We start from the raw sequence: 25489 nt of genomic DNA, 5'->3' as shown, positions 1-25489 counted from the left end.
TGGGTCGCGTATGCCCGGGCACGGAAACGTGCTTGGATGCTGGCGGTGATTTATTACAAGAAAAAAAACCGGAGTGACAGCGTTATGAACAGCTTGCGCAGTGTGTCGATCAGCCGACGCTTGTGGCTCATCTTGATTGTGGCGGTGGTCATGCTGCTGACCCTGGGCCTGTTGATGCTCAAGCAGATCCACGATGACCTGTATCACGCCAAGGCCCAGAAAACCCAGCATGTGGTGCAGACCGCCAGTGGATTGCTGGCCTACTACCAAGGCTTGGAAGCGGCGGGGACCCTGACCCGCGACGCCGCCCAGAAACAGGCGCTGACCGCGATTCGCGGCCTGCGCTACGATCAGAACGACTACTTCTGGATCAACGACCTCACCCCCGTGATGGTCATGCACCCGACCAATCCCAAGCTTGAAGGCCAGAACCTCTCGGCGATTCGCGATCCGGACGGTTTTGCGGTGTTCAACGAAATGGTTGCCATCGCCAGGGCCAAGGGCGCCGGCATGGTCGATTACCGTTGGCCGAAACCCGGTGCCAGCGAGCCGGTGGCCAAGACCTCCTACGTGAAACTGTTCGAGCCATGGGGCTGGGTGCTGGGTTCCGGCGTCTACGTCGACGATGTGCAGGCCGAGTTTCAGGGCCAGGTGATCAAGGCGTCCGTTGTAGGGCTGGTCATCGCACTGATCATGGGCGTGCTGGTGATCCTGATTGCCCGCAGCATTGTCCGCCCCTTGCAGGAAACCGTGAACGCCATGGCCAACATCGCCAGCGGCGAAAGCGACCTGACCCGCAGCCTCGATACCCATGGCCAGGACGAAGTCACGCAACTGGCGCATCACTTCAATGCCTTCACTGCCAAGCTGCGCCGGGTCATCGGCGATTTGCAGGTGTCCGCCAGCGCGCTGGGCGAGTCGTCGCGGGAGCTGGGCAACGACGCAACCCAGGCCCAGCAGCGCAGCCAGCAACAGTCGCAGCAGATGGAGCTGGTGGCGACCGCCATCAACGAAGTCACCTACGGCGTGCAAGATGTGGCGAAGAACGCCGAACATGCCGCCAGCGAAATGCGTGACGCAGAAGCCCAGGCTCAACAGGGCCAGGTCAACATCGACGGCAGCTTGCAACAGATCGACAAGCTCTCCGGCACCATCGATCAGGCCGTCGAAGTCATCCGCACGCTGGCGACCGAAAGCACGCAGATCGGCAGCGTGCTGGAAGTGATCCGCTCGATTGCCGAGCAGACCAACCTGCTCGCCCTCAACGCCGCCATTGAAGCAGCCCGTGCCGGTGAACAGGGTCGCGGGTTTGCGGTGGTGGCTGACGAAGTGCGTTTGCTCGCGCAACGCACGCAGAAATCCACGGCGGAAATCCAGTCGATGATCGAGCGTCTGCAAAACCATTCCGAGGCCGCCGTGAAGGTGATCGGCGACAGCAGCAAGGCTTCGCAATTGACTATCGAGCAGGCGGGACTGGCCGGGGCGAGTCTCAATGCCATCGGCCAGGCGTTGCGCAACCTCAACGGTCTGAACGCCTCGATCGCCAGCGCGACCCTGCAACAGGCGCACGTGGTCGAGGACATCAACCAGAACGTTACTCAGGCGGCGGGCTTGTCTCACAGCACGGCGCTGGCGGCCGAGCAGTCGAGCGTGGCGAGTGTGAAACTCGGCCAGCTCAGCGAACAACTGAACGGGCTGCTGCGCCAGTTCCGCGTCTGATCCCTGCAACAGGTGGGAACTCATTTCCCACCTGTTTTTCGGTACAATCCGCTCCCTTCCCAACTCCCCCAAGGATCTTGCATGTCCGGGCTCGAACTGTTTGCCGCCGCCCTCGGTGTAATCGCCGTCTGGCTGACGGTCAAACAGAACCCGTGGTGCTGGCCGATCGGGCTGGTCATGGTGCTGCTCTACAGCTGGGTCTTCTTTGAAGTGAAGCTGTATTCGGACATGTTGCTGCAGGTGGTCTACGCCGCGCTGCAAGTCTACGGCTGGTGGCAATGGACCCGCGTCGGAACGCTGCACGACGGACGTGAGGTCAGCCGGCTCGATTTCCGTTCGATTCTGCAAGGGCTGGCCATCGGCGCCGTCGGCAGCCTTTTGCTGGGCGCGGCCATGGCGCACTGGACGGACGCGGCGCAACCCTGGCTCGACGCGGCGCTGACCGCTTTCAGCCTGGTCGCGCAATTCTGGATGGCCCACAAGCGCCTGCAATGCTGGGCGCTGTGGTTCGTGCTGGATGTGATCTTTGTCGGGCTGTTTCTCTACAAGGCGCTGTATCTCACGGCGGCGCTGTACGCCCTCTTCACCCTGATCGCGGTGCAAGGCTGGCGGGAATGGCGCGCCGATCCGGCGTTGCGCACATGAAAGTCGTGGTTCTGACCGGGCCGGAATCCACCGGCAAGAGCTGGCTGGCGGCCGGACTGCAGCGACAGTTCGGCGGTCTGCGGGTCGACGAGTACGTGCGCTGGTTCATCGAGCAGAATCCCCGTGATACCTGCCTTGCCGATATTCCCGAGATCGCTCGCGGCCAGTTGCGATGGGAAGACGAGGCGCGAGCGCAACAGCCGAGCCTGCTGATTCTCGATACGCATCTTTTGAGCAACATCCTCTGGAGCCAGACGCTGTTCGGCGACTGTCCCGACTGGCTGGAACCGGAACTGCTGGCGCGTCATTACGACCTGCACCTGCTGCTGTCTGCGCAACAGATCGACTGGACAGACGACGGTCAACGTTGCCAGCCAGCGCTCAGCGAACGTCTGGCCTTCTACGACGCCACCAAAACCTGGCTGGAACAGCACCGGCAACCTTTGCAGATCATTCAGGGTGACTGGGCCGAGCGCCAGGCTCAAGCCTTCGACGCCGTACGAAACCTGCTGGCAGGTTGACCCGGGTCCGGGTGCCTGCCCCGTGCATTTTCCCCGATCAGGGGTAAAAGTGTCCGATCCTGAAACACTCCTTCCTCTGCAAAGCCCCCGTCTCAACGGCCTTCATCGCTTTGTCATGCGACTTGTTACATCGCTGAAACACCCTTCTGCAAACCCTTGTCCCAGAGCATTGCAATGGCTTTGCCCCGCAGAAACTGCAGGGACCTGTTTCAGCGTTGAAACAGCATTTGTATCAGCGCTGCACACTCTTCAGCCAACCCATTGAAAACCCGGAAGATTTAAAAACCGGCACAGCTTTCGCTCTCTCCTTCACAACGCTGACTCGGGCCAGCCCACTGAAGAAGGAATTGCCGCCGTGGGAAACATCAACAAAGCCTTCACTTGCCTTCTGCTGATCGGATCAGCCGCCAGCACTTTCCTCAGTGTCAACGTTCAGGCTGAAGGCAATGGCGTGATCGTGCTCAGTCGCGACGTGCAGCCGATTCCGATCGGACGCAGCGCATTCGGCAAAGACCCCTACCCGACCACTGTCAATGCCAACCCGTCCGCGCGTATCGACCAGGCAATGACCAGCACCGAACTCAATGACGGCGACTTTGCCAGTGTAGCCAGTGGCTCATCTATCCGCGGCAACATATCCGTAGGGTCCAGCCTGCCGGGCACCAACGTCTTGACCAATCCAAACGGTCTGCCCGGCATGAGCGCCGGCCATGGCGGCGGCGGTGGCGGGACGATTTCCAACACCATCAACCGCTCGCTCAGCAGTGGTCTGGCTCCGCTGACCCGCATGGCCGGAGGCCAATGAAATGAATCGTTCCCTGCTCCTTTTGGCGCTGCTCGGCTGCACCAGCGTGATGGCCGATCCAGGCGCCGTGGACAGCGCCAACATTCAGAACTCCGGCGCGCAGTACAACGGCAACTTCAACGTCAACCAGGCCGCCGGCGACCAACAGCAACAGACCAACGTCAAATCGATTGCCATCGGCACGTCGGCCAGCGCCACCACCATCATTCACCAGAAACTCGACACCCCCGCCGACCGCTCGATCAATGCGAGCTCCACTATCGGCGGTACCTCATTCAGTAACGGCAACGGCGCACTGGGCGTGAACCAGGGTTCCGGGGCCAACAACCAGATGGCCAACGCCATGCGGATCAGCATCAGTGCTGCACCGCAGAGCATTGACGATAGCGCCCTTTCCCAACAGAACGTGGCGTTGTTACCGAGCTCAGGAGCAACTGGCATCCCCGGCAGTCGCCAGGTCACGACAAGTGATCAGGCCTTCACCGGCAGTCGCGGGGTAATCCAGGTGAACCAGAGTGCCGGGGTGGGGAACCGAATGGCTAACACCCTGAGCATCCGGGTCGCTGACTGACCCAAACAAGAAGCAGTGCAATTAGAAAGTACCAACACTTAACCAACTAATAAGCACGACGGAGAAACACCATGAAACCTACAATGGCTCTCAAACCACTGGTTTTCGCACTCGCCGCAGTGATGGCAATCGCAGCTCAGGCAGGCGGCCGTGATGAACATCACGGTCATGATCACGGACCGAAAGGCCCAACTCTGGAAGAACTGCTGCAAATCTCCGCCGGTGCGGGCGCTGCAGTGATCGACCAGCAAACCAGCGACGGCAACATTGTGCTGAACCAGGGCACCAACAACAACGCCAATGCCAGCAACGCTGTCAACGGCGCCAACGGCAACATCGGCATGAACAACGCCGCAGGCGATGGCAACCAACAAGACAACGCCGCCGCTCTGGCCACTGCTGACGAAAGCTTCATCTTCGGCGCTGCGGTTTCCGCCTCCAGTGCAACTCAAATGAACACCGGCAACACCGTTGCGAACTACTCCAGCACAGCCAATGCCAGCCTCAACAACGTCGGCAACGGTGGCTCGGGTAACATCGGCGTGAACAACGCTGCCGGCGACTTCAACCAACAGAAAAACAACCTGGCAATTGCTGTATCCGGTGGTCGTGTAGCTAACGCCGCTGCTGCCGCCAACCAAACCTCGACGGGTCTGGGCGTCGCCAACAACGGCACTCAAACCTACAAAAAAGATACCCTCACTGGCACTGTCAACGCCGCCGGCGCATTCGTGGCCGCAGGCACCGCAGTCACCAAAGACGATGATCACGGTCACGGTGGCTATGGCAACAACGACAGGGGCCATGGCAAAGATCAGAAATCTGATTTCGTTGCCGTGGGTGTCTTCGGTCTGGCTGGCGTGACCACTCAACAAGTGTTGACTCCAGACGGCTGGAAAAACCCAGTCACCAACACCGCCAGCATGACCAACGTAGGCAACAACTGGTCCGGCAACGGCGGCTTCAACAACGCTGCTGGCGTTGGCAACCAACAAAGCAACTCGCTGTCCATCGCTGCAGGTTGCAAAGCCTGCATGTAATCGCGATCGAAACGAAAGCCCCGGAAACGGGGCTTTTCCTCAGTCCGCAAAGGCGTATCGATCATGCGTAAGACTGCCCTCCTCGCTCTGCTTTGCTTCTGTGGCCTGACCCAGGCTGCTCAGATTCCCGTTGCTGCCCTGCCCGGCGGCACGCTCGTCTACAAAAACGTGCAAAGCATCCGTGAGCGCAAGTTTGCCGACATCGTCGAACAAAAAACCGATTTCAGCTGCGGCGCCGCCGCGCTGGCAACGGTACTGCGCCAGGCTTATTGGCTCGACGTCGATGAAGAGCACATCATCAAAGGCATGCTGGTCAATTCCGACCAGGACCTTGTCCGTACGCAAGGTTTCTCCATGCTCGACATGAAGCGCTACATAGAAAGCATCGGCATGCGTGCCAGGGGCTACAAGATCCCACCGGAAAAACTCGATGCGGTCACTATCCCGGTGGTGGTACTGATGGAAATTCGCGGCTACAAGCATTTCGTGGTGCTGCAGCGGGCGGACAAGGATTGGGTCTACATCGGAGACCCCGTTTTAGGACACAAACGCTACAGCCATGATGACTTTGTCAAAGGTTGGAACGGCATTGTCTTTGCCATCGTCGGCCCCGGATACGACAAGACCAATGCATTACGCAGTCCTCCGGCACCGCTGACCGCCAAGAACAAGCTGGATAACTTCAACCCCGTCAAAGATGCTGAATTGATGGACTTCGGGTTCATACAGAGCGACTTCTTTTAATCGCCGATTATAAAGAGTGGGGCTGGATGTCCCGGGAGCAGCAGATGAAAACCTCATACTGGCTGGCCGCCGCCTGCCTGGCAGCGAGCGCGTCAGGCTATGCCAATGCAGGGTTCAAACCCATCGAAATCCAGGATTCGGAGCTGTCACAGCTTCGCGGTCGTTATGTGATGCCGGGCCGGATCATCAGCTTCGGTGTCGTCATGAGCAGTACCTGGCGCAACGCCAGTGGAGATCTGATCGGGGCCTCGGCCACGATGCAATTGCAGGCCGCTTCGGTAAAACCTGAATTCTACGTCTCGACCATCAAGGAACACGGCAATGGCAGTACCCCGGAACTGGGGACTGGCTCGGTCGTGGGTGGTGCGGGACTCAACTCCAGCCAGGGCGTGACGCAGAGTGTGCGCGCCGCTGGCGACGGCAACTCCGCCTACAACAACGTTGCGATCAACGTCAAAGAAGCCAGTCAGGCACCTGCCCTGATGCCCGCCCAGGGCCAGGCCTTGATGGCCGGCCAGACCATTTCCGGCAGCAACGGTGCCGGCAGCGTCGCGGTTTCAGCCACAAACGGCGGTGTGCAAATGGCCATTCAGGCCTCCGGCAATCAGGGTACAGCCTTGCAACAGGTCGCCCAGGGCGGACTGCTGCAAAATACCCGCTTGCTGGGTAACGCGAACGTAGTCAACAACCTGACACAACTCAACGTTGTCCTTAACAATAACGGTATGAGTGCCGGCGCACTGGACTGCAACCTGACTCAACTCAGAGCACTACGCAATATCGGATATTGAACTACGCTGAGTCTCGATCATTGGGCTTAAAGGGACGGCTTATTCATGTATCGATCAGTATCACTGCGTGCCGCTGTATGTTTGAGTACTCTTCTACCCGCGGCGATGCTGCAAGCAGCACCCGATGCCGATGTAGAAGCCCTGAAACAGGAACTTCTGGAGCTTAAGCAACGATACGAAGTACAACAAAAAGCCTTGGCGGTGCTCGAACAGCGAGTCCGCCAGGTCGAAGAGCAACCCGCTTCTCCACCCCCAAAACGCCTGGCCAAATCGCCTTCGGACATGAAAGGCAACCGGGTCGCCACCGGCACCGGGGCTGCAGCAGCGTCGGGGGGCGCCGCCGGGGGCAGTGGCGCATCCTATGGCCAATCGTTGGCCGACGATTCACAACCGGCACAGAGTGTGTCCAACCTGTACGACGAAGCCAGCGGTTTCTTCGGGGGCGGCAAATTCAGCTTCGAAACCGGTATCACCTATTCGCGTTATGACACGCGCCAGCTGATTCTCAACGGTTTCCTGGCTCTGGACTCGATTTTTCTCGGCAACATCAACCTCGACCGGATCAAGGCCGACACCTGGACGCTGGACCTGACAGGCCGCTACAACTTCGACAACCGCTGGCAATTCGACCTGAACGTGCCAGTGATCTACCGGGAATCGACCTATCAGTCCGGCGGCGGCAACGGCGGCGCCTCCAACGTCACCACCGAACAGGACGTCAGCCGCGACCCGACTATCGGCGACGTCAACTTCGGCATTGCGTACAAGTTCCTGGACGAATCGGCCAACACCCCGGACGCCGTGGTCTCCTTGCGGGTCAAGGCGCCAACCGGCAAGGATCCGTTCGGCATCAAGCTGCGCAAGACCGACGACAACAACAACCTGTTCGTTCCCGACACCTTGCCGACCGGCAACGGCGTCTGGTCGATCACACCGGGCATCTCGCTGGTCAAGACGTTTGACCCGGCCGTGCTGTTCGGCAGTCTGTCCTACACCCACAACTTCGAGGAGTCGTTTGACGACATCAGTTCCGATGTCAACCAGAAGAACCCAGGCAAGGTACGCATCGGCGACAGCTTCCAGATTGGCGCCGGGGTTGCCTTCGCACTGAACGAGAAGATGAGTATGTCGTTCTCCGTATCCGACCTTGTGCAACGCAAGAGCAAGCTGAAACAGGATGGCGGGGATTGGCAATCGGTGGTGTCCAGCGACGCCAACGCCGGTTACTTCAACGTCGGCATGACCATCGCGGCCACCGACAATCTGACCATCGTGCCCAACCTGTCCATCGGCATGACCGACGATGCCCCGGACTTCTCCTTCAGCCTGAAATTCCCGTACTACTTCTAACCCGCCACACTATGAAAAGGCCCGCTGCGAGTGCATCGCAGCGGGCCTTTTCAGCTTCTTGTCGGAAGAAGCACCGCGCCCTAGCGGATCTGGTGTTTATGCAGCAAGCGGTAGAACGTCGGCCGGGAAACCCCCAGCACCTTGGCGGCCACGCTGAGGTTGTCGCTGTGCCGGTTCAGCACATCGCACAATGCCTGGCGTTCGGCGCGGGTCTTGTAGTCTTCGAGGGTACCCATCGGGGTGGCAATCGATTGCTGGCTGATCAGGCCCAGGTCACGGGCTTCGATCTGTCGTCCTTCGGCCAGCACCAGGCCCCGGCGTACACGGTTGGCCAGTTCCCGGACATTGCCCGGCCAGTCGTGCTTGCCCATTGCAATCAAGGCATCTTCACTGAAACTGCGCGGCCGGCGCCCGGTTTCGTGGCTGTAGAAGTGGGAAAAATGGTTGGCCAGCATCGACAGATCGCCATGGCGCTCACGCAAAGGCGCGGTGACGACTTGCAGCACATTCAGCCGGTAGTACAAATCCTCACGAAAGCGCTTCTTCTCGATCGCCGCTTCAAGGTCGACGTGGGTGGCCGCCAGCACGCGCACATCCACCGGGATCGGCTGGCTGCCGCCCACCCGTTCGATGTGTTTTTCCTGGAGAAAGCGCAGCAGATTGGCTTGCAGCTCCAGCGGCAGATCGCCGATTTCATCGAGAAACAATGTCCCGCCGTTGGCCGCCTCGATACGCCCGACCTTGCGCTGGTGGGCACCGGTAAACGCGCCTTTTTCGTGGCCGAACAGCTCGGACTGGATCAAATGCTCGGGGATTGCCCCGCAGTTGATGGCCACGAACGGTTTGTTGTGCCGTTGCGATTGTCGATGCAGGGTACGGGCGACCAGTTCTTTACCGGTGCCGCTTTCGCCGCGAATCAGTACCGGCGACTCGGTGGGCGCCAGTTTACTGAGCAGCTTGCGCAGTTCGCGAATCGGTTTGCTGTCGCCGAGCAGCTCGTGTTCCGGCTGGTCGACATGAATCGTGCCCTGGCCGCGCAGGCGCGCCATGCCGAACGCCCGGCCCAGTGTGACCTGCACCCGCGACACGTCGAAGGGCAAGGTATGAAAGTCGAAAAACCATTCACAAACGAAGTCCCCGACGTTCTGCAGGCGCAACACTTCCTGATTCAGTACGGCGATCCACTCGGTGCCGCTACGGCTGATCAATTCCTTGACCGCTTCGGGTCGCTCCAGGTGAAAAGGCTGCAAACGCAGCAAGCCGACATCGCAACTGCGGTCGGCGGCATTTTCCAGGCTGCAACTGTCAACATCCCAGCCGACCGAACGTAGACCGGGCAGTAATCGGTGACAGTCGTCACAAGGGTCGACTACCAATAAACGTCGTAACGCAGGCGCTTCGCTCATGACTGTTCCTTGGCGCCAAATTATAGGAAATGATTGTAAAAACAGTCATTTGGCAGACCTGGCTGTAACATTAGCAAGAATTTGACGGCGCCTTGTATCAATTGCTTATAGGCGTACAAGCGAAGCAGTTATAAGAACCCGTTTTATTAGTCAGCTATCGACTCGAATCTTTCACCCAGCTTTCAAAAAACGCCGTAACAGAGATTGTATGAAAGAAAGTCGAAATTTCTTTAAATCCGGTGTGACCTGTCAGCGGGTTGCGTGCATCAGTACAAGTAACTCGCCGAACGGTAAGCCCAACCGACGGCACATCACTTGATTGGGCACTATAGAGAGAAGACCCCATGACCGCCCCGCTCCGTATCAACGAAGCTCTTTTGATTGCCAACCACGCCTTCAAACCTTTCCAGTGCGTGGCCTGGGCTCCACAAGACGGCAATGGCGAACTGAGCCTGACCGTCATCGACCGCACCAATTCGCAGATTGGCCGCACCTGCATCCCAAGCAGCGCCTACTCCGATCCTGCGCAACTCGAATACCTGCTGCAACAAGCCCGTGCCGAACTGAGCGACGAAGGTTACGCACTGCAGTCCTGGTCGATGCCACACTGATCCGAGGGCAATGCGGATGACTTTCCAGTCATCCGCCCTCTTCTTCAAGTTGCTGAATCCTTTTTAACTTCAGCCACTTTGTATAACTTTCCTCAATACTTTCGCGCCTGAATGCTTGGCAGGCTTGCGACTGGTTCAAAAAGTCACTGTTCTGGCACAGTGCGACCCTCCACCTGTTAGTTCTGTCAGTTGTACTTGCGCTTGTTCAGGGATTGAATGTTTCGCCATGCCGTTATCGCCCCTCTTCATGAATACGGGTCGACTCGCAAGGAGAAACATGCATGTCAATCCAAACCGCTATTGCGCTGCCGACGCTGGCGAACAATGCCGGACAACTCGACAAGTCGTTTGCCAACAACGGCGTGACTCAGGTTTATTTTGCCGGCAGCACATCCAGCCTGACCCAGCATGTAGCTCTTGACCCGCAAGGTCGTATCCTGATTGCCGCCAAGGTCGGCACGCCCCAAGGCAGCCGTTTCGGCCTGGCCCGTCTGCTGGATGATGGCTCTGCGGATCTAGGCTTCGGCTTTCAGGGCAGCGTGATCGGCCAGTTCGCCTCTGGTTTCGAAGCCACGGGCAGCAAGGTTCAGGTCTTGTCCGACGGGCGAATCCTGCTGGCCGGCCTGCATTACGAGTCCGAACATCGCACCTTGCCCGCCCTCGCCCTGTTCGATGCGCAGGGCCGACGCGCCCCGGAGTTCGGCGACAACGGCCGGAAAATAGTGTGTTTGCCCGGTGATCTGTCCATGGGCACTCGCGACACCTGGCTGCCACCCGGCGTCCCGGGGGCAGAAGCCTGCGATTTCGCAGTCCAGGATGACGGGCATATCCTGCTTATTGCCAATCACCACTGCTCACTGGCGGACCACGTCGGCATGCTGATCCGCGTCACCCCCGATGGCCTTCTGGACAAGACCTTCAATGGCCGGGGCTTTGTGATGGTTCGGCACTTGTTGCTCAACACCTGGCTGGGCGGCCTGTTGTTGCAGAAAGACGGACGCATCGTGGTGGCCGGCGCCATTGACTTCCCCCAGCAAGGCCTGCTCGCACGCTACCTGCCGGACGGGCGGCTCGACGAACGCTTTGCGCTGGATGGTTTCCTGGCCTTCAAGGCTCAAGGGCACAGCGCGCTGGTCAACCAGGTCATCGAATCCTCGGATCACCTGCATTGCTTTGGCAGCAGCCGCGACCCGATCCGCTGCCTGGCGCTCTCTGTCCACATCAACGGCCGCCCCGACCTGCATTGCCACAACGGCCAATCCACCCTGCTGGACATCGGCCCCAGCGGCTGCCAGTGGAGCGCCGCACAGCGCATGCCGGACGGTCGACTCATCGCGGCAGGCGCCACGATTGGCGGGGTCGAGGCCGACTTCATCGTCGCGCGCTATCTGGCCGACGGGCGCCTCGACCAAAGCTTCGGAGCGGGCCGCGGCTGGTTGCGCACGCGACTGGGCCGCAGCCTCGATACCGCCACGTCGCTGGCGCTGCGACCGGAAGGAGGCATTCTGGTGGGCGGCTATTCGCTGGATGGCAATTACCGCGCCGTAGTGGCGCGCTATCTGAACCCATGAACAGAAACTTCCTGCACTTGATCTTGCTCAACGCTTGCGGCACCTTGCGCGCTTCTTAAAGCAAGGAGCAACCGATGTCCGGTTCGATGGCTCAGGCGTTCGCGCACAATTTTCTCGGGCATTCGCCCCGCTGGTACAAGGCGTGCATCGTCGGGTTCCTGATTCTCAATGCCGTGGTGCTGTGGTCGGCAGGCCCGGTGGCCGCTGGCTGGCTGTTGGTGATCGAATTCATTTTCACCCTGGCCATGGCGCTCAAATGCTATCCGCTGATGCCTGGCGGTTTGTTGCTGATCGAAGCCCTGCTGTTGAAGATGACAACACCCCAGGCACTGTACGAAGAGTTGCAGCACAACTTTCCGGTGATTCTGCTGCTGATGTTCATGGTCGCCGGCATCTACTTCATGAAGGATCTGCTGCTGTTTCTGTTCTCGCGCCTGCTGCTTGGCGTGCGTTCGAAGATGCTGCTGGCGTTGATGTTCTGCTTTTTGTCGGCGTTTCTTTCGGCCTTTCTCGACGCATTGACCGTGACCGCCGTGATCATCAGCGCGGCCGTCGGCTTCTATTCGGTCTACCACCGGGTCGCCTCCGGCAACGATCCGCGCCAGGACAGTGAGTTCAGCGACGATCAACATTTGCCCAAGCTGCATCACGAGGATCTGGAGCAGTTCCGTGCCTTCCTGCGCAGCCTGCTGATGCATGGTGCTGTCGGGACTGCACTGGGCGGCGTCTGCACGCTGGTCGGCGAACCACAGAACCTGCTGATCGGCCATGAAATGGGTTGGCACTTCGCCGAATTTTTCCTCAAGGTTGCGCCGGTTTCCCTGCCGGTACTGGTGGCCGGTCTGTTGACCTGCATGCTGCTGGAGAAACTGCGCGTGTTCGGCTACGGCACCTTGCTGCCGGACAACGTCCGCGCCGTTCTCGCCGATTACGCCACCGAAGACGATGCCGAACGCACGCCTCGCCAGCGTGCCGCGCTGCTGGTACAGGGCGCTGCCGCCTTGATCCTGATTGCCGGGCTGGCATTTCATATCGCTGAAGTGGGCCTGATCGGCCTCATGGTGATTGTCCTGATTACCGCTTTCAGCGGCATCACTGATGAGCATCGGCTGGGTAGCGCGTTCAAGGACGCCATGCCGTTCACTGCGCTGTTGGTGGTGTTTTTTGCCGTGGTGGCGGTAATCCATGATCAACAGTTGTTCGCGCCGTTGATCCAGTGGGTGCTGGCATTGCCCGCCGAGCAGCAACCGGGGATGCTGTTCATCGCCAATGGTCTGTTGTCGGCGATCAGTGACAACGTGTTTGTGGCGACGATCTACATCACCGAGGTCAAACAGGCATTCCTGTCCGGCCACATGAGCCGTGAACACTTCGAGACGCTGGCCATTGCCATCAACACCGGCACCAACCTGCCAAGCGTGGCGACACCCAATGGTCAGGCTGCATTTCTGTTTCTGCTGACGTCGGCGATTGCGCCGCTGGTGCGGCTGTCGTACGGGAGAATGGTGTGGATGGCGTTGCCCTACACCGTGGTGATGGGATTGCTGGGCTGGTATGCCGTGAGTTACTGGCTGTAAAAACAACAACGGGAGCCCTGGGGCTCCCGTTTTTTTTATGCATCGATCAACGCGACAGTATGTGCTGCTCGATGACTTGCGCCACACCGTCCTCGGTGTTTGGCCCGGTCACCACATCCGCCTGACGCTTCACTGCGTCTTCTGCCTGGCCCATGGCAATCGACAGGCCGGCGACATGGAACATTGCCGGGTCGTTGCCGCCGTCGCCGATCGCTGCCGTCTGGGCAAGCGGCACGCCCAGATGTTCGGCCAGAGTCACCAGTGCGGCGCCCTTGTTGGCTTCCAGCGCCGTCACGTCCAGATACACCGGCTGCGAACGCGAGACCTGCGCCATCCCCTCGACCGTAGGCAGCAAACGCGCCTCCAGCTCGATCAACAGGCCGGTGTTGTTGCTGGTCGCCACAATCTTGTCGATGCGCTCCAGGTACGGCTCGAAACTGTCGACCACCACCGGCGGATAACCCAGGCCATGCTGTTCACGCGGGACCATCGGCCCGTGCGGATCCTTGAGCAGCCAGTCGCCGCCACTGAACACCCAGATTTCGACCTCCGGCTGATCGGCAAACAGTGCCAGTGCCGTCAGCGCCGCTGTGGCCGGCAGGTAGTGAGCGACCAGAATGCTGCCGTCCGGGTTGACGATCGTGCCGCCGTTGAATGCCGCAGTCGGCAGATCGACGCCCAGGGCTTCGATCTGCTGCAACATGGCCTTGGGCGGGCGCCCGGTAGCGAGGCTGAACAGCACGCCCGCTTCGCGCAACGAGCGCACCGCATCAATGGTGCGCTGACTGAGGCTGTGATCGGGCAGCAACAACGTGCCGTCCATGTCGCTCAGCAGAAAACGGATCGGCTCTCTCATCCGAGACCATGCCAGACGCGACCATCGCGAGTCAGCAGATCATCGGCGGCCTGAGGCCCGTCTTCGCCAGCGGCGTAGCTCTGTACGCTCGCGTCCTGTTGCCAGGCGTCGAGAAACGGCTGCACCGCACGCCAGCCGTTCTCGATGTTGTCGGCACGCTGGAACAGCGTCTGGTCACCGGTCAGGCAGTCGTAGATCAGGGTTTCGTAGCCGGTGGAAGGCTGCATTTCGAAAAAGTCCTTGTAGGCGAAACCCAGTTCGATGTTGGCCATGTTCAGCGCCGGCCCCGGCCGTTTGGCCAGCAGGTCGAACCACATGCCTTCGTTGGGCTGGATCTGGATACGCAGGTAGGTCGGCTGCAACTCATCGACCTCGGTGTCACGGAACTGCGCATACGGCGCCGGTTTGAAACAGATGACGATCTCGGTGTCGCGCACGCTCATGCGCTTGCCGGTGCGCAGGTAGAACGGCACGCCGACCCAGCGCCAGTTGTCGATCATCACCTTCAGCGCCACGTAGGTTTCGGTGGTGCTGTCGGGTGACACGTTGGCCTCTTCGCGATAACCGGCCACCGGTTTGCCTGCGACTTCACCGGCGCTGTACTGGCCGCGCACCGAGTTGGCCCGCGCCTCTTCGGTGGTCCATGGACGAATCGCGCCGACCACCTTGGCCTTCTCGCCCCGCACCGCATCGGCGCCGAACGCGGCCGGCGGCTCCATTGCGACCATGGCCAGCAACTGGAACAGGTGATTGGGCACCATGTCCCGCAGGGCGCCGGTGTGCTCGTAGAAACTGCCACGGGTTTCGACGCCGACGGTTTCGGCGGCGGTGATCTGCACGTGGTCGATGTAGTGGTTGTTCCAGAACGCCTCGAACAGGCTGTTGGAGAACCGGCTGACCAGGATGTTCTGTACGGTTTCCTTGCCCAGATAGTGATCGATCCGGTAGATCTGCTTTTCCGACATGACCTTGAGCAGGCAGGCGTTCAACGCCTCGGCGGTTTGCAGATCGGAGCCGAACGGCTTTTCGATCACCACCCTTCTGAACGCTTCGGGGGTTTCTTCCAGCAGTTTTGCGGCGCCGAGTCGGCGCACCACTTCGCTGAAGAAACGCGGCGCGGTGGCCAGGTAGAACACCGCATTGCCGGTACCGCTGTCGGCGATTTTCGCCGCCAGCGCGGAATAAGTGCTGTCGTCCAGGAAATCGCCCTGGACGTAGCTGATACCTTTGGCGAGCTTGGCCCACAAGGCTGGATCAAGCATCTGATCGCCCTTGCCGACCTTCGCTGCCACTTCGGTGCGGATGAAGTCTTCAAGCTTTTGGGCGAAGGCTTCATCCGTGATGGCGTTGTGATCAACGCCCACGATCCGCAGATTTTCGTCAAGCAAGCCGTCGCGGCTGAGGTTGTACAGCGCCGGCATCAGCAAGCGCTTGACCAGGTCACCGTGGGCACCGAACAAAAACAGCGTGGTCGGTGGTGCGGGTTCTGCCTTGGATTTTCTGCGGATCGTATGGGTCATTTCTTCGCAGTCTCTACGTGGCCGCCGAAGCCGAAGCGCTGGGCCGAGAGGATCTTGTCACCGAACGTGCCCTGGCCGCGGGAGCGGTAGCGCGAGAACAGCGAGTTGGACAGCACCGGTACCGGCACCTTTTGTTCCATGGCCGCTTCGATGGTCCATTGACCTTCACCGCTGTCGGCCACGGAGCCGGAGAAACCGTCGAGTTTCGGGTCGACCGCCAGGGCATCGGCGGTGAGGTCGAGCAGCCACGACGACACCACGCTGCCACGACGCCAGACTTCAGCGATGTCGGCCACGTTCAGGTCGAAACGCTGGTCTTGCGGCAGAAGCTCGCTGGACTTGGTCTTGAGGATGTCGAAGCCCTCGGCGAAGGCCGCCATCATGCCGTACTCGATGCCGTTGTGAATCATCTTCACGAAGTGACCGGCACCGGCGGGACCTGCGTGGATGTAGCCGTGTTCGGCACGCTGGTCATCGGATTTGCGATCCTTGGTGCGCGGGATGTCGCCCATGCCCGGCGCCAGAGCGGCGAACAGCGGATCCAGACGCTTAACGGTGTCGGCATCGCCGCCGATCATCATGCAGTAGCCGCGCTCCAGGCCCCAGACACCGCCGGAGGTACCGACGTCGATGTAGTGCAGGCCCTTCTCGGCCAACGTCTTGGCCCGACGGATGTCATCCTTATAGTTGGTGTTGCCGCCGTCGATGATGGTATCGCCGGCCTCGAGCAGATTGCTCAGCGTTTCGATGGTGTCTTCAGTCGGTGCGCCGGCCGGCAGCATGACCCAGACGGCACGCGGCTTGGCCAGGCCCGCGACCAGCGCAGGCAGATCGGCGACGCCGGTAGAGCCCTCGGCGGCCAGGGTGTCGACAAAGGCGGTATTGCGGTCGTAAACAACGGTGGTGTGACCGTTGAGCATCAGACGCCGTGCAATATTGCCGCCCATGCGGCCCAGTCCAATAATCCCGAGTTGCATGTGCTGATGCTCCTTACTACAAATAAAAGTGTGTCAAAGGTTATAGCCCAACGCTCTCAAGGAGGTTAGTCCAGAGCGTCGGTGTGAAGTTTCCGGGCATTGTGCCCGATCCAGACTGATAACGTCGGGAAACGTGGCGAAGACACAACGACCATGAAAAATAAAAAAGTTCCATTCACGAGCAAAAGAAACCAGAATCGGCGCCGATAGCAGGTCAAGGCTCGAAACCGGGGCTGATCTGCAGTTGAGACACGCCATTTGCGAGGTGAGCAATGGGCACAGTACACACAGCAATGCCGCCACAAACCCTCTACGTCACGATCCGCCGCGATGAACTTCGTCAGCTGAAGGACGAACGCGACCAGCTTAAACAAGAGTTGGCGCAACTGCGTCTGATGACCCAAGGCGTCGAGCCACAGCCTCTGCCACGCGTCCAGCGCTCACCCCACGCCTGACCGCCCGCCTGATCGGGAACCGCTGCCCTGCTGTTCCCGACATGATCCGCCCTCCGCCATTTGCAGCAACTAACGAAGTTTTCACATTCGCTTGTTGATACTCCTGCCCATTCTGCCGTGCGTGTCCGCGCGCGGCTTCCGTTCGTCGGTTTCATGCTCCCGAGTTCATGAAACGTCCCGGCGGTGGCAATGGTGACTGAGTTGGAGTGCTGAATGGCATTGTTTAAACGCAGCAAGACTGCTGCGGCAGGTTTTGACTGGGCCGGTTTCATCTGGCTGTTTGTATTCTTCTGGTACTTCTCCGGAATCACTCAACTGCTGATCCAGCTGACGGGCACCTCCGGCTTCACCGGATTCCGTCAAGCGTTCGTGATGAGCGCCGTCTGGCTGGCGCCGATGCTGCTGTTTCCCAAGCGCACCCGTCTGCTCGCCGCCGTGATCGGCGTGGTGTTGTGGGCCTGTTCGATGGCCAGCCTGGGTTACTTCTTCATCTATCAGCAGGAGTTCTCCCAGAGCGTCATCTTCATCATGTTCGAGTCGAACGTGTCGGAAGCCGGCGAGTACATCACCCAATACTTCGCCTGGTGGATGATCCCCGCGTTCCTCGCTCACACCGCCTTCGCCTACTTCCTGTGGACTCGCCTGCGCCCGGTCTACATGCCTCGCGGGCGGGCCTTCGTGGCGGCCATGGCGATTCTGATCGCAGTGGTCGGTTATCCGCTGGTCAAGCAGACCCAGCGCACCGGCAGCTTCGCCGGCGGTTTCGAGAAGTTCGAAACCCGCATCGAACCGGCCGTGCCATGGCAGATGGCCGTGGCCTATCACCGCTACCTCGAAACCCTCGGCGAAATGCAGGGCATGCTCCACAGCGCGAGCAAGATTCCGCCCCTGCATAACCTCAAGGACTCCGGTGCCAATCAGCCCGCAACACTGGTGCTGGTGATCGGCGAGTCCACCAACCGTCAGCGCATGAGCCTCTACGGCTATCAGCGCAAGACCACACCGGAGCTGGACAAGCTCAAGGATCAACTGTCGGTCTTCGATAACGTCGTCACCCCGCGCCCGTACACCATTGAGGCGCTGCAACAGGTGCTGACCTTCGCCGACGAAGAAAACCCGGATCTGTACCTGTCCACACCATCGCTGGTCAGCATGATGAAACAGGCGGGCTACAAGACCTTCTGGATCACCAACCAGCAGACCATGACCAAGCGCAACACCATGCTCACGACCTTCTCCGAACAGGCCGACGAGCAGGTGTACCTGAACAACAACCGCAACCAGAACGCCGCGCAATACGATGGCGACGTGATCGAGCCGTTCAACAAGGCTCTGACCGATCCGGCACCGCGCAAGCTGATCGTCGTGCATCTGCTCGGCACGCACATGAGCTACCAGTACCGTTATCCGCCGAGCTTCGACAAGTTCCAGGACCGCAACGGCGTTCCGGCCGGCGTGCGTGACGATCAGGTACCGACCTACAACAGCTACGACAACGCAGTGCTGTACAACGATTTTGTGGTCTCGAGCCTGATCAAGGACTACGCCAAGTCCGATCCGAACGGTTTCCTGCTGTACCTCTCCGACCACGGTGAAGACGTGTTCGACTCGGCGGGCCACACCACCCTGGGTCGTAACGAAAACAAACCGACCGCGCCGATGTACACCATTCCGTTCATGGCCTGGGCGTCGCCGAAGTGGCGCGAAAACCACTACTGGAGTTTTGCCGCGGATCTGAGCCGGCCTTACAGCAGCGCGCACCTGATCCACACCTGGGCGGACCTGGCGGGTTTGAGTTTCGATGAACTGGACCGCAGCAAAAGCGTGGTCAGCGACAGCTTCAAGCAGCGTCCGCTGCTGATCGGCAACCCTTACGAACGCGAACAGCGCGCCTTGATCGACTTCAGCCTGATGAAGCCGAAAAAGCCCGAGGACGCACCGAAAGAAGTGGTCAAGCAGTAACCTGGAAAGGGCCGGAAACGGCCCTTTTTTCATGCCCTCGCAACACCTGGAAATGACAATATTTCTCGCTTGTCACTAAATCGCCCTTTCCCCCTTCGTCTTTGAACCAAAGGAAATTTTCCCCCGAAGACAAGGAGTCGGCTGCGATGTTCGCGCCCATCACCCGTTCCATGACCCTCACCCTGGGCCTGTGCAGCGCAGCACTGAGCCCCGACCTGCTGGCTGAAACCGAGGCTGAAAAACAGCCGCAGAGCGCCGCCTCGGCACTGGAACTGGCCTCCACCAGCGTCACCGCCGAAAGTCTCGGCAGCACCACCGAAGACACTGCGTCCTACACCACTGGCGCCATGAACACGGCGACGCGATTGAACCTGTCGATCAAGGAAACCCCGCAATCGGTGTCCGTGGTCACCCGTCAGCAGATGGACGATTTCAAGCTCGGCACGTTATCCGAGGCCATGAGCCAGACCACCGGCGTGGTGGTCCAGCACAACGACTCGGACCGGGTCAGCTATTCGGCACGCGGCTACCCGATCAACAACTTCCAGATCGACGGGATGCTCAACACCTTCAGCCGGATGAAGTCCGACGCCGACACGATTATCTACGACCGGATCGAAGTGGTTCGCGGCGCCACCGGCCTGACCACCGGTGCCGGTGATCCTTCGGCGACGATCAACATGGTGCGCAAGCGCCCCACCGCGCAATTGCAGGCGCTGGCCGGGGTCAGCGGCGGCAGTTACGACGATTACTACAGCTACGTGGATGTGGGCGGGCCGCTTGCCTTCGACGGCCGTCTGCGCGGGCGCAGCGTGCTGGCTTATCGCGACAGCCAGTCGTTTCGCGACAAATATGCCCTGCAACGGGAAGTCGGCTACGGCATTCTCGAAGCCGACCTGACGGAGTCGACGGTACTGGCAGTCGGTTATGACTATCAGGACAAGCAGGTGCAAGGCAGCTCCTGGGGCACGGTGCCCTACTGGAACGCCGACGGCAGCAGGGCCGGCCTGGGTCGTTCGACCAACATGGCGACGTCCTGGAGTTCCTGGCCGATCAAGGACAAGACGGCCTTCGCCACTCTCGATCAGGCACTGGCCGGTGGCTGGCATCTGAAAGCGGCCTACACCCATCGCCAGAGCGATACCGACGGCAAGGTCTACTACGGCGGCGCGGGGTTCCCTGCGCACGACCGCAGCGGGATGACGGCCTATACGTCACACATGATCGGCACGCAGAAAATGAAGACGTATGACTTCAATGTCTCGGGACCCTATACCTTGCTCGGTCGCGAACACGAGTTGATGTTCGGTTACGGCGAAGCCGATCGCAGTGAACGCAATCCTTACACGATCGCAGGCGTGGTGCCGCCAGGTTACGGGCAGATTCGCGACTGGAAATACATGGGTGATATCGCCAAATTTCCGGACACTGTCACCGGCCTGACCGGTTCCACTTCAAGCACCCGGCAGAAGGCCGGTTACCTGGCCACGCGCCTGAGCTTCACCGATGACCTGCATGCGGTACTGGGCAGCCGCTACGGCAGCTGGAAATCCTCGACCTCCTCCACCGCGTTCGATGACCACCTGCAAGTGAGCGGTATCGACGCCAGCCGTCAGCAACACAACGACATGTGGACGCCCTACGCGGGTCTGCTCTACGACCTGACGCCCGAATACACCGTGTATGTCAGCTACACCGACATCTTCAACCCGCAGGAATACCGCGACGCCAACCGCAAGTTCATCGAGCCGGTGGTCGGCAGCAATTATGAAGTGGGCCTCAAGGGCAGTCTGCTCGACGAGCGCCTGAACCTGGCCACCGCCGTGTTCTGGAGCAAGCAGGACAATGTCGCCGAGCTGGACGACTCGGTCGCGCCGGATCCGGTGACGGGCGAAGAGTTCTACAAGTCCGGCGGCAAGGGCAACAAGGTCAACGGTTTCGAAGCCGAAGTCTCGGGCGAGGTCCTCGATGGCTGGAACATGACCGCCGGCTACACCTACACCCACGCGGTCAACGGCGAAAAAAATCGCGCCAATACCAACCAGCCGCTGAACATGCTGCGTCTGTCCACGGCCTATCGCCTGCCGGGCGACTGGCACGCCCTGACCGTGGGCGGCGCGGTGAACTGGCAGAGCGATGTCTATGGCAGTTCGAACCGACCGGTCGGCCGTGGCACCGATGGCCGGATCATCACCGAGCGAGCGCGGATCAGTCAGGGGGCGTACACCGTGGTCAAGCTGATGTCGCGCTATGAATTCGACAAACACTTGTCGGCATCGCTGAACGTCGACAACCTGTTCGACAAGAAGTATTACGACAACGTCGGCTTCTACAACGGCGTTTACTGGGGTGATCCGCGCACCGTAACGCTGAGCCTCGACTGGAAACTTTGAAGCCCTTCCCTGCGACCTGCGCGCGCCATCGGCGCGTGCAGCATTCGTCTGCCACACCTCGGAAACAATCAGTAAAACCTGCACGAAACGCGCGTTAACCCCAGGTTAATACCCGTGGCTGAGAGTGCGCCCCGAGGCACTGATTCATGGACGAACGGCTCCGACATTTTTCCGTAGGAGACAACCATGAAAACCACGACTGCACTCCTGGCCGGTCTGATCACACTTGCATCCGCCAGCGCTTTCGCCGAAGGCGGTGCCGAGCGGATGCGGTATCACTGGGAAAACTTCCCGGTCCACACCGCCCAAAGCCAGCAGGCTGACACCAAAACCAGCGAACTTCGGGTCCCGGACGACCAGACCGCACAGGTCACCGAACATTACCGTCCGTGAGACAAGAGTTTACCGATGGACCTGCGACGGCTGCGTTCTGGCTTCGCAGATGACAGTTGGGCGCCCTTCAGGGCGCCTTTTTTATGCCTGCAATTCCTTGATCCAGAACAGCATGCGCCCGTGACTCGGGTCAAACATGCCCGGCGCAAAGCCGAATTTGGTGTAGGAGCCCTGAGCGACGGCGTTACCTTCGAGCACCTCCAGGGTGATTTTGCAGCAGCCGCGCTGCCGGGCGATTTCCTCGACCTTGCGCAGCATTTTCTGGCTCAGTCCCAGACCACGAAACTTTGTCACCACCGACACGTCGTGGACGTTGACCAGCGGTTTGCAGGCGAAGGTCGAAAAGCCCTCGAAGCAGTTCACCAGCCCGGCCGGTTCTCCACCGACAAAGGCCAGGACGCTGAATGCGTGGGGCCGTTTGGCCAGTTCTGCGGGCAATTGCTGCAACAGTTCAGGGGCAATGGGATGGCCCCCGCCCATCGGGTCTTCGGCGTAATGATTGAGCACCACACCGATGGCCTCGGCATGCAGCGGGTTGGTGTAACTGGCTTGAAGTACAAGAATCTCTGCGGAATCCATTTCCATCCTCGATCGCACGGGGCCCCGGTGCGTTTGATACGCACTGATAGGCTCGGCGACCTTAGCGCGAGGCAGGCCCGGCCACAACCCGACGTTTTCAGTGGCCCCAGATGAGTGCTTCGGTCCAGCCCAGTTCGGCGAAATCCTCGGCCCGCAGACCGGACTCGCCAGCACAGAAAAATTCGTCCAGTTGCGGCGGTTTCACCGGTGTGCCGCTGAGCATGGCGTGGACCTGACCACGATGGTGGATCTGATGTTCGAACAGGTGCGAGATCATCCGCAGACGACTGTCGTGTTGCGGCGTTTCACGAGCGATGGTGACGATGCGCCCCAGATCGGCATCGCGCAGTTGCTCGCAGTAGGCGATCAAGCGGCGGTCGACATGGCCCTGTTCGCGGCGCAAGGCCTGCGCCTCGGTGAAAGGCTCGTGCGCATTGAAGAACACGTAGCAATCGGGATGCGGCTCATCACCCCGCAACTCGCGCTCCAGTGCATCGACGTAGAACCAGTCGCAGGTAAGGATGTGGTTGAGGGTCAGGCGGATGCTCGGGAAGAAACTCACCCGTGGCGCTGCCAGCTGCGCGTCGTCGAGCTGGCTCCAGGCCTTGGCCAGTCGATGGTTGGCCCAGGCATTCTGATAGGCCATGGTCAGCAAATGGTGGGACAGTGGCTGAGTCATGTCGCGCCCTCCGTGCATCAAGTGTCGGCAAAGCGTTGCAGCTGCATCTCCTGCAAACGGCTGAGGGTCCGGCGGAACGGGAATTCCAGGTAGCCCTCGGTGTACAGCGCGTCCATCGGCACATCGGCCTCGATGTACAGCGGCACCTTGCGGTCGTAGCACTCGTCGACCAGGGCAATGAAACGCCGTACGCCGTCATCGTGCACCGACAGTTGCGGCAACTCGCGGTCGCCGGCCACCACCCGCTCGGCGCCGTCCTCGGTGCCACGGGCAATCCGCCCTTCGCGCTTTTGTGCGCTCAGGTTCGGCACCTCGCTCAACAGAATAGCCCGGTAGGTGTCGCACAGCGCGATGAAGTCCATGGCCGCGAACGGTTGCTCGCACAGATCGGCATAACGGCACCACAACACCGACTCGCTGGCCTTCACCACATTCAAGGCACGGTAGCCGACCGGAACCGGTTCCGAGCTGGCGCTCTGCCCGGCCGCCAGCGCGTCGAACACCCCGGCCAGCGCGCAATCCTGCTCCGGCGCCGCCACCCAATAACGTTGCTCGATGGCGCCCGGATGCAAACGATGATCCTCGGCGCCGTTCACCGCGACCACCTGCATATGCTGCTTGATTGCGGTGATCGCCGGCAGGAAGCGGTCGCGGTTGAAGCCGTCGGCATACAGTTGATCCGGCGGCAGATTGGAGGTGCAGACCACCACCACGCCTTCGTCGAACATCACCTGGAACAGGCGCCCGAGAATGATCGCGTCACCGATGTCATTGACGAACAGCTCATCAAAACACAACACCCGCACTTCAGCCGCCAGTTCCCGAGCCAGAGCCCGCAACGGGTCGGCGATGCCGGTCAGTTGAAACGAGCGCTGATGGACCCAGCCCATGAAGTGATGAAAGTGCTGCCGCCGGGCCGGCACCCGCAGGCTTTGATGGAACTGGTCCATCAGCCAGGTCTTGCCGCGCCCGACCGGGCCCCACAGGTAAACGCCGGTGACCGAACGGGCACCGGCGTGCAGGGCTTCATGGCATTTTTGCAACGCCCAGACCGCGTGCTCCTGGGCTTCATCCTGGATGAAGCCCTTGTGCTCGACGGCATGTTGCCAGGCGCTTAAAGGGGAGTCGAAAGTCATGCGCGGCAGTATGCCACGATGGCTACACGGAAATATCCAGCCGTGCGATTTTGCCCTGCTCGTTGAGGCGGAAGGTGTAGCGCAGTTCCAGCGGGCTGCCGGGAAACGTCCCGGAAATCAGCCCTTGCACCAGCACCTTGCCGGTGCGCTGCTGAACGCCGAGCACTTCGACCCGCGGCTGATAGCGCTGCGCAGTATCTTGCATCCACTGCGCGATGGCCTGCGGGCCGACCTGATGATGACCTTCATCGAACACGTGGGCATCCTCGGCAAAAAAACTGCCGACCCGGGACGTATCCCGAGCATTGGCGGCGTTGATGTACTCAACGATGGCCGGAGCGAGTATCGAGGTGGGATGGAACATGAGTGCAACTCCTTGTTTTCGATTCTGTCGCCATCCTAGAACAGCCCTGCGTCAGTTTTTGTCAGGAGTGAAACGCCCGCTTTCGTCCAGTTGCATCTGCCGCTGCCAGGTGCGCAGCAGGTCACTGCGACGTCCCGGATAACGCTCGCCCTGCAGACTGGCGGCGGAGATCCGGTCGGTTCTGAAGGTGCGATACGCGCTGCGCAACTCGCACCACGCCACGATAATCCGCACCTCGTTGAGAAACCCCAGCGCCAGGGGCCAGATCAAGCGCTGGCTCGGCACCTGTTGTGCGTCGGCATAATCGATGTGCAGCTTGGCCTGATCGCGGATCGCCTGACGGAACACATTCAACGGCACCGCGTTCTGCGGGAACCCGTAACCCGGCGGCCCGGGCATCACCGTCGGATTGCGCAGCGCTTCCTGGGCCTGCGGGTCCAGCACCGCCGCAATTTTCGCCAACGCGTCGGCAGCGGCTTTGCTCAGGACCTCGTCGCCACGCTGATCGACATAACGCAGGCCCAGCACAATGGCTTCGGTCTCATCGGCGTTGAGCATCAGCGGCGGCAGAAACAGACCGCTGCGCAACACGTAACCGATGCCCGCCTCGCCATGGATCGGCGCACCGAGTGCGGTCAGTTCGGCGATGTCGCGATAGAGGGTGCGTTCGGAGATTTCCAGCTCGCAGGCCAGCGTCGCCGCGGTCACCGGGCGCTTCTTGCCACGCAGCACTTGCAGCAGGGTCAACAGACGAGTGGTGCGCGACACGGTGTGAGGCTCCGGGCAGAAATTTGCCGGAGCTTAGCAGAGCCTGGTGTCAGAAA

General features: G+C 60.3%; 25 protein-coding genes. 16 read left to right on the top strand and 9 right to left on the bottom strand.

Annotated elements, in window-relative coordinates; genetic code table 11:
• The first annotated feature begins 84 nt into the window (after positions 1-84).
• The 9 genes from NE357_RS13670 to NE357_RS13630 all read left to right on the top strand — a co-directional run bounded on the left by NE357_RS13670 (position 85) and on the right by NE357_RS13630 (position 8186).
• Positions 85-1719: a methyl-accepting chemotaxis protein gene (locus NE357_RS13670; protein ID WP_169430310.1), complete on the top strand. Its 1635-nt coding sequence runs from the start codon at positions 85-87 to the stop codon at positions 1717-1719.
• 81 nt (positions 1720-1800) lie between these two features.
• Positions 1801-2364 (top strand): nicotinamide riboside transporter PnuC, encoded by a 564-nt coding sequence (pnuC, locus tag NE357_RS13665; protein ID WP_169430309.1) that lies wholly within the window; start codon positions 1801-1803, stop codon positions 2362-2364.
• Positions 2361-2885, top strand: a complete 525-nt coding sequence (locus tag NE357_RS13660; protein WP_169430308.1) for an AAA family ATPase — start codon at positions 2361-2363, stop codon at positions 2883-2885. The genes pnuC and NE357_RS13660 overlap by 4 nt, the downstream gene beginning before the upstream one ends.
• Positions 2886-3240: 355 nt before the next feature.
• A complete protein-coding gene (locus NE357_RS13655; protein WP_169430307.1) occupies positions 3241-3690 on the top strand; it encodes a hypothetical protein in 450 nt (149 codons plus the stop codon).
• A gap of 1 nt (position 3691) precedes the next feature.
• A complete protein-coding gene (locus tag NE357_RS13650; RefSeq protein WP_169430306.1) occupies positions 3692-4261 on the top strand; it encodes an adhesin in 570 nt (189 codons plus the stop codon).
• A gap of 71 nt (positions 4262-4332) precedes the next feature.
• Positions 4333-5301, top strand: coding sequence for a heme utilization protein (locus NE357_RS13645; RefSeq protein WP_169430305.1), 969 nt, complete (start codon positions 4333-4335; stop codon positions 5299-5301).
• Positions 5302-5364: 63 nt separating this feature from the next.
• Positions 5365-6045, top strand: coding sequence for a C39 family peptidase (locus tag NE357_RS13640; protein WP_169430304.1), 681 nt, complete (start codon positions 5365-5367; stop codon positions 6043-6045).
• 44 nt (positions 6046-6089) lie between these two features.
• A complete protein-coding gene (locus tag NE357_RS13635) occupies positions 6090-6836 on the top strand; it encodes a hypothetical protein (RefSeq protein WP_169430303.1) in 747 nt (248 codons plus the stop codon).
• A 45-nt stretch (positions 6837-6881) separates the two neighbouring features.
• A complete protein-coding gene (locus tag NE357_RS13630; protein ID WP_207864406.1) occupies positions 6882-8186 on the top strand; it encodes a hypothetical protein in 1305 nt (434 codons plus the stop codon).
• A gap of 80 nt (positions 8187-8266) precedes the next feature.
• Here the strand turns inward: NE357_RS13630 and NE357_RS13625 are convergent, their stop codons facing one another.
• Complete coding sequence (locus tag NE357_RS13625; protein ID WP_169430302.1) at positions 8267-9592, bottom strand: sigma-54 dependent transcriptional regulator; 1326 nt, start codon at positions 9590-9592, stop codon at positions 8267-8269.
• 344 nt (positions 9593-9936) lie between these two features.
• Here NE357_RS13625 and NE357_RS13620 point away from each other — a divergent pair, with 344 nt between their 5' ends.
• The 3 genes from NE357_RS13620 (at position 9937) to nhaB (ending at position 13351) form a co-directional block, all read left to right on the top strand.
• Positions 9937-10203, top strand: coding sequence for a hypothetical protein (locus NE357_RS13620; RefSeq protein ID WP_169430301.1), 267 nt, complete (start codon positions 9937-9939; stop codon positions 10201-10203).
• A 281-nt stretch (positions 10204-10484) separates the two neighbouring features.
• The gene (locus NE357_RS13615) at positions 10485-11774 is read left to right on the top strand and encodes a hypothetical protein (RefSeq protein WP_169430300.1); all 1290 of its coding nucleotides are present in this window, start codon (positions 10485-10487) and stop codon (positions 11772-11774) included.
• A gap of 74 nt (positions 11775-11848) precedes the next feature.
• Positions 11849-13351 (top strand): sodium/proton antiporter NhaB, encoded by a 1503-nt coding sequence (nhaB, locus tag NE357_RS13610; RefSeq protein WP_169430299.1) that lies wholly within the window; start codon positions 11849-11851, stop codon positions 13349-13351.
• A gap of 46 nt (positions 13352-13397) precedes the next feature.
• Here nhaB and NE357_RS13605 read toward each other — a convergent pair whose 3' ends face one another.
• The 3 genes from NE357_RS13605 to gnd are packed head-to-tail and all read right to left on the bottom strand — an operon-like array spanning position 13398 to position 16704.
• Positions 13398-14207 carry an HAD family hydrolase gene (locus tag NE357_RS13605; protein ID WP_169430298.1) on the bottom strand — a complete coding sequence of 270 codons (810 nt, stop codon included), beginning with the start codon at positions 14205-14207 and terminating at the stop codon, positions 13398-13400.
• On the bottom strand, positions 14204-15727 hold the full coding sequence (zwf, locus tag NE357_RS13600) for a glucose-6-phosphate dehydrogenase (protein ID WP_169430297.1): 1524 nt from the start codon (positions 15725-15727) through the stop codon (positions 14204-14206). The genes NE357_RS13605 and zwf overlap by 4 nt, the downstream gene beginning before the upstream one ends.
• Positions 15724-16704, bottom strand: coding sequence for a phosphogluconate dehydrogenase (NAD(+)-dependent, decarboxylating) (gnd, locus tag NE357_RS13595; RefSeq protein WP_169430296.1), 981 nt, complete (start codon positions 16702-16704; stop codon positions 15724-15726). Before gnd ends, zwf begins: the two co-directional genes overlap by 4 nt.
• A 272-nt stretch (positions 16705-16976) precedes the next feature.
• Here gnd and NE357_RS13590 point away from each other — a divergent pair, with 272 nt between their 5' ends.
• The 4 genes from NE357_RS13590 (at position 16977) to NE357_RS13575 (ending at position 21907) form a co-directional block, all read left to right on the top strand.
• The gene (locus NE357_RS13590; protein WP_169430295.1) at positions 16977-17159 is read left to right on the top strand and encodes a DUF6026 family protein; all 183 of its coding nucleotides are present in this window, start codon (positions 16977-16979) and stop codon (positions 17157-17159) included.
• Between the two features lie 213 nt (positions 17160-17372).
• On the top strand, positions 17373-19121 hold the full coding sequence (locus NE357_RS13585) for a phosphoethanolamine transferase CptA (protein ID WP_169430294.1): 1749 nt from the start codon (positions 17373-17375) through the stop codon (positions 19119-19121).
• A 146-nt stretch (positions 19122-19267) separates the two neighbouring features.
• A complete protein-coding gene (locus NE357_RS13580; protein WP_169430293.1) occupies positions 19268-21514 on the top strand; it encodes a TonB-dependent siderophore receptor in 2247 nt (748 codons plus the stop codon).
• Between the two features lie 186 nt (positions 21515-21700).
• Positions 21701-21907: a hypothetical protein gene (locus tag NE357_RS13575; protein ID WP_169430292.1), complete on the top strand. Its 207-nt coding sequence runs from the start codon at positions 21701-21703 to the stop codon at positions 21905-21907.
• Positions 21908-21988: 81 nt separating this feature from the next.
• Here the strand turns inward: NE357_RS13575 and NE357_RS13570 are convergent, their stop codons facing one another.
• From NE357_RS13570 to NE357_RS13550, 5 genes are all read right to left on the bottom strand, one after another.
• Positions 21989-22486 (bottom strand): GNAT family N-acetyltransferase, encoded by a 498-nt coding sequence (locus NE357_RS13570; protein WP_169430291.1) that lies wholly within the window; start codon positions 22484-22486, stop codon positions 21989-21991.
• 97 nt (positions 22487-22583) lie between these two features.
• Positions 22584-23165 (bottom strand): DinB family protein, encoded by a 582-nt coding sequence (locus NE357_RS13565; protein ID WP_169430290.1) that lies wholly within the window; start codon positions 23163-23165, stop codon positions 22584-22586.
• Between the two features lie 17 nt (positions 23166-23182).
• On the bottom strand, positions 23183-24301 hold the full coding sequence (gene zapE / locus NE357_RS13560) for a cell division protein ZapE (protein WP_169430289.1): 1119 nt from the start codon (positions 24299-24301) through the stop codon (positions 23183-23185).
• A 22-nt stretch (positions 24302-24323) separates the two neighbouring features.
• Positions 24324-24665: a nuclear transport factor 2 family protein gene (locus NE357_RS13555; protein ID WP_169430288.1), complete on the bottom strand. Its 342-nt coding sequence runs from the start codon at positions 24663-24665 to the stop codon at positions 24324-24326.
• A 51-nt stretch (positions 24666-24716) separates the two neighbouring features.
• Entirely contained in the window at positions 24717-25433 is a 717-nt protein-coding gene (locus NE357_RS13550) for a helix-turn-helix transcriptional regulator (protein ID WP_169430287.1), read from the bottom strand.
• Positions 25434-25489: the final 56 nt, after the last annotated feature.

The sequence above is a fragment of the Pseudomonas sp. G7(2022) genome, assembly GCF_052660475.1.
This window is presented reverse-complemented; position numbering and strand designations above follow the sequence as displayed.

Coding starts and splice junctions, on each gene's coding strand:
- gnd (WP_169430296.1), bottom strand. CDS start 16,704: ATGCAACTCGGGATTATTGGACTGGGCCGCATGGGCGGCAATATTGCA.
- pnuC (WP_169430309.1), top strand. CDS start 1,801: ATGTCCGGGCTCGAACTGTTTGCCGCCGCCCTCGGTGTAATCGCCGTC.
- nhaB (WP_169430299.1), top strand. CDS start 11,849: ATGTCCGGTTCGATGGCTCAGGCGTTCGCGCACAATTTTCTCGGGCAT.
- NE357_RS13640 (WP_169430304.1), top strand. CDS start 5,365: ATGCGTAAGACTGCCCTCCTCGCTCTGCTTTGCTTCTGTGGCCTGACC.
- NE357_RS13575 (WP_169430292.1), top strand. CDS start 21,701: ATGAAAACCACGACTGCACTCCTGGCCGGTCTGATCACACTTGCATCC.
- NE357_RS13555 (WP_169430288.1), bottom strand. CDS start 24,665: ATGTTCCATCCCACCTCGATACTCGCTCCGGCCATCGTTGAGTACATC.
- NE357_RS13590 (WP_169430295.1), top strand. CDS start 16,977: ATGGGCACAGTACACACAGCAATGCCGCCACAAACCCTCTACGTCACG.
- NE357_RS13620 (WP_169430301.1), top strand. CDS start 9,937: ATGACCGCCCCGCTCCGTATCAACGAAGCTCTTTTGATTGCCAACCAC.
- NE357_RS13660 (WP_169430308.1), top strand. CDS start 2,361: ATGAAAGTCGTGGTTCTGACCGGGCCGGAATCCACCGGCAAGAGCTGG.
- NE357_RS13625 (WP_169430302.1), bottom strand. CDS start 9,592: ATGAGCGAAGCGCCTGCGTTACGACGTTTATTGGTAGTCGACCCTTGT.
- NE357_RS13580 (WP_169430293.1), top strand. CDS start 19,268: ATGTTCGCGCCCATCACCCGTTCCATGACCCTCACCCTGGGCCTGTGC.
- zwf (WP_169430297.1), bottom strand. CDS start 15,727: ATGACCCATACGATCCGCAGAAAATCCAAGGCAGAACCCGCACCACCG.
- zapE (WP_169430289.1), bottom strand. CDS start 24,301: ATGACTTTCGACTCCCCTTTAAGCGCCTGGCAACATGCCGTCGAGCAC.
- NE357_RS13630 (WP_207864406.1), top strand. CDS start 6,882: ATGTATCGATCAGTATCACTGCGTGCCGCTGTATGTTTGAGTACTCTT.
- NE357_RS13650 (WP_169430306.1), top strand. CDS start 3,692: ATGAATCGTTCCCTGCTCCTTTTGGCGCTGCTCGGCTGCACCAGCGTG.
- NE357_RS13570 (WP_169430291.1), bottom strand. CDS start 22,486: ATGGATTCCGCAGAGATTCTTGTACTTCAAGCCAGTTACACCAACCCG.
- NE357_RS13565 (WP_169430290.1), bottom strand. CDS start 23,165: ATGACTCAGCCACTGTCCCACCATTTGCTGACCATGGCCTATCAGAAT.
- NE357_RS13585 (WP_169430294.1), top strand. CDS start 17,373: ATGGCATTGTTTAAACGCAGCAAGACTGCTGCGGCAGGTTTTGACTGG.
- NE357_RS13615 (WP_169430300.1), top strand. CDS start 10,485: ATGTCAATCCAAACCGCTATTGCGCTGCCGACGCTGGCGAACAATGCC.
- NE357_RS13670 (WP_169430310.1), top strand. CDS start 85: ATGAACAGCTTGCGCAGTGTGTCGATCAGCCGACGCTTGTGGCTCATC.
- NE357_RS13645 (WP_169430305.1), top strand. CDS start 4,333: ATGAAACCTACAATGGCTCTCAAACCACTGGTTTTCGCACTCGCCGCA.
- NE357_RS13635 (WP_169430303.1), top strand. CDS start 6,090: ATGAAAACCTCATACTGGCTGGCCGCCGCCTGCCTGGCAGCGAGCGCG.
- NE357_RS13605 (WP_169430298.1), bottom strand. CDS start 14,207: ATGAGAGAGCCGATCCGTTTTCTGCTGAGCGACATGGACGGCACGTTG.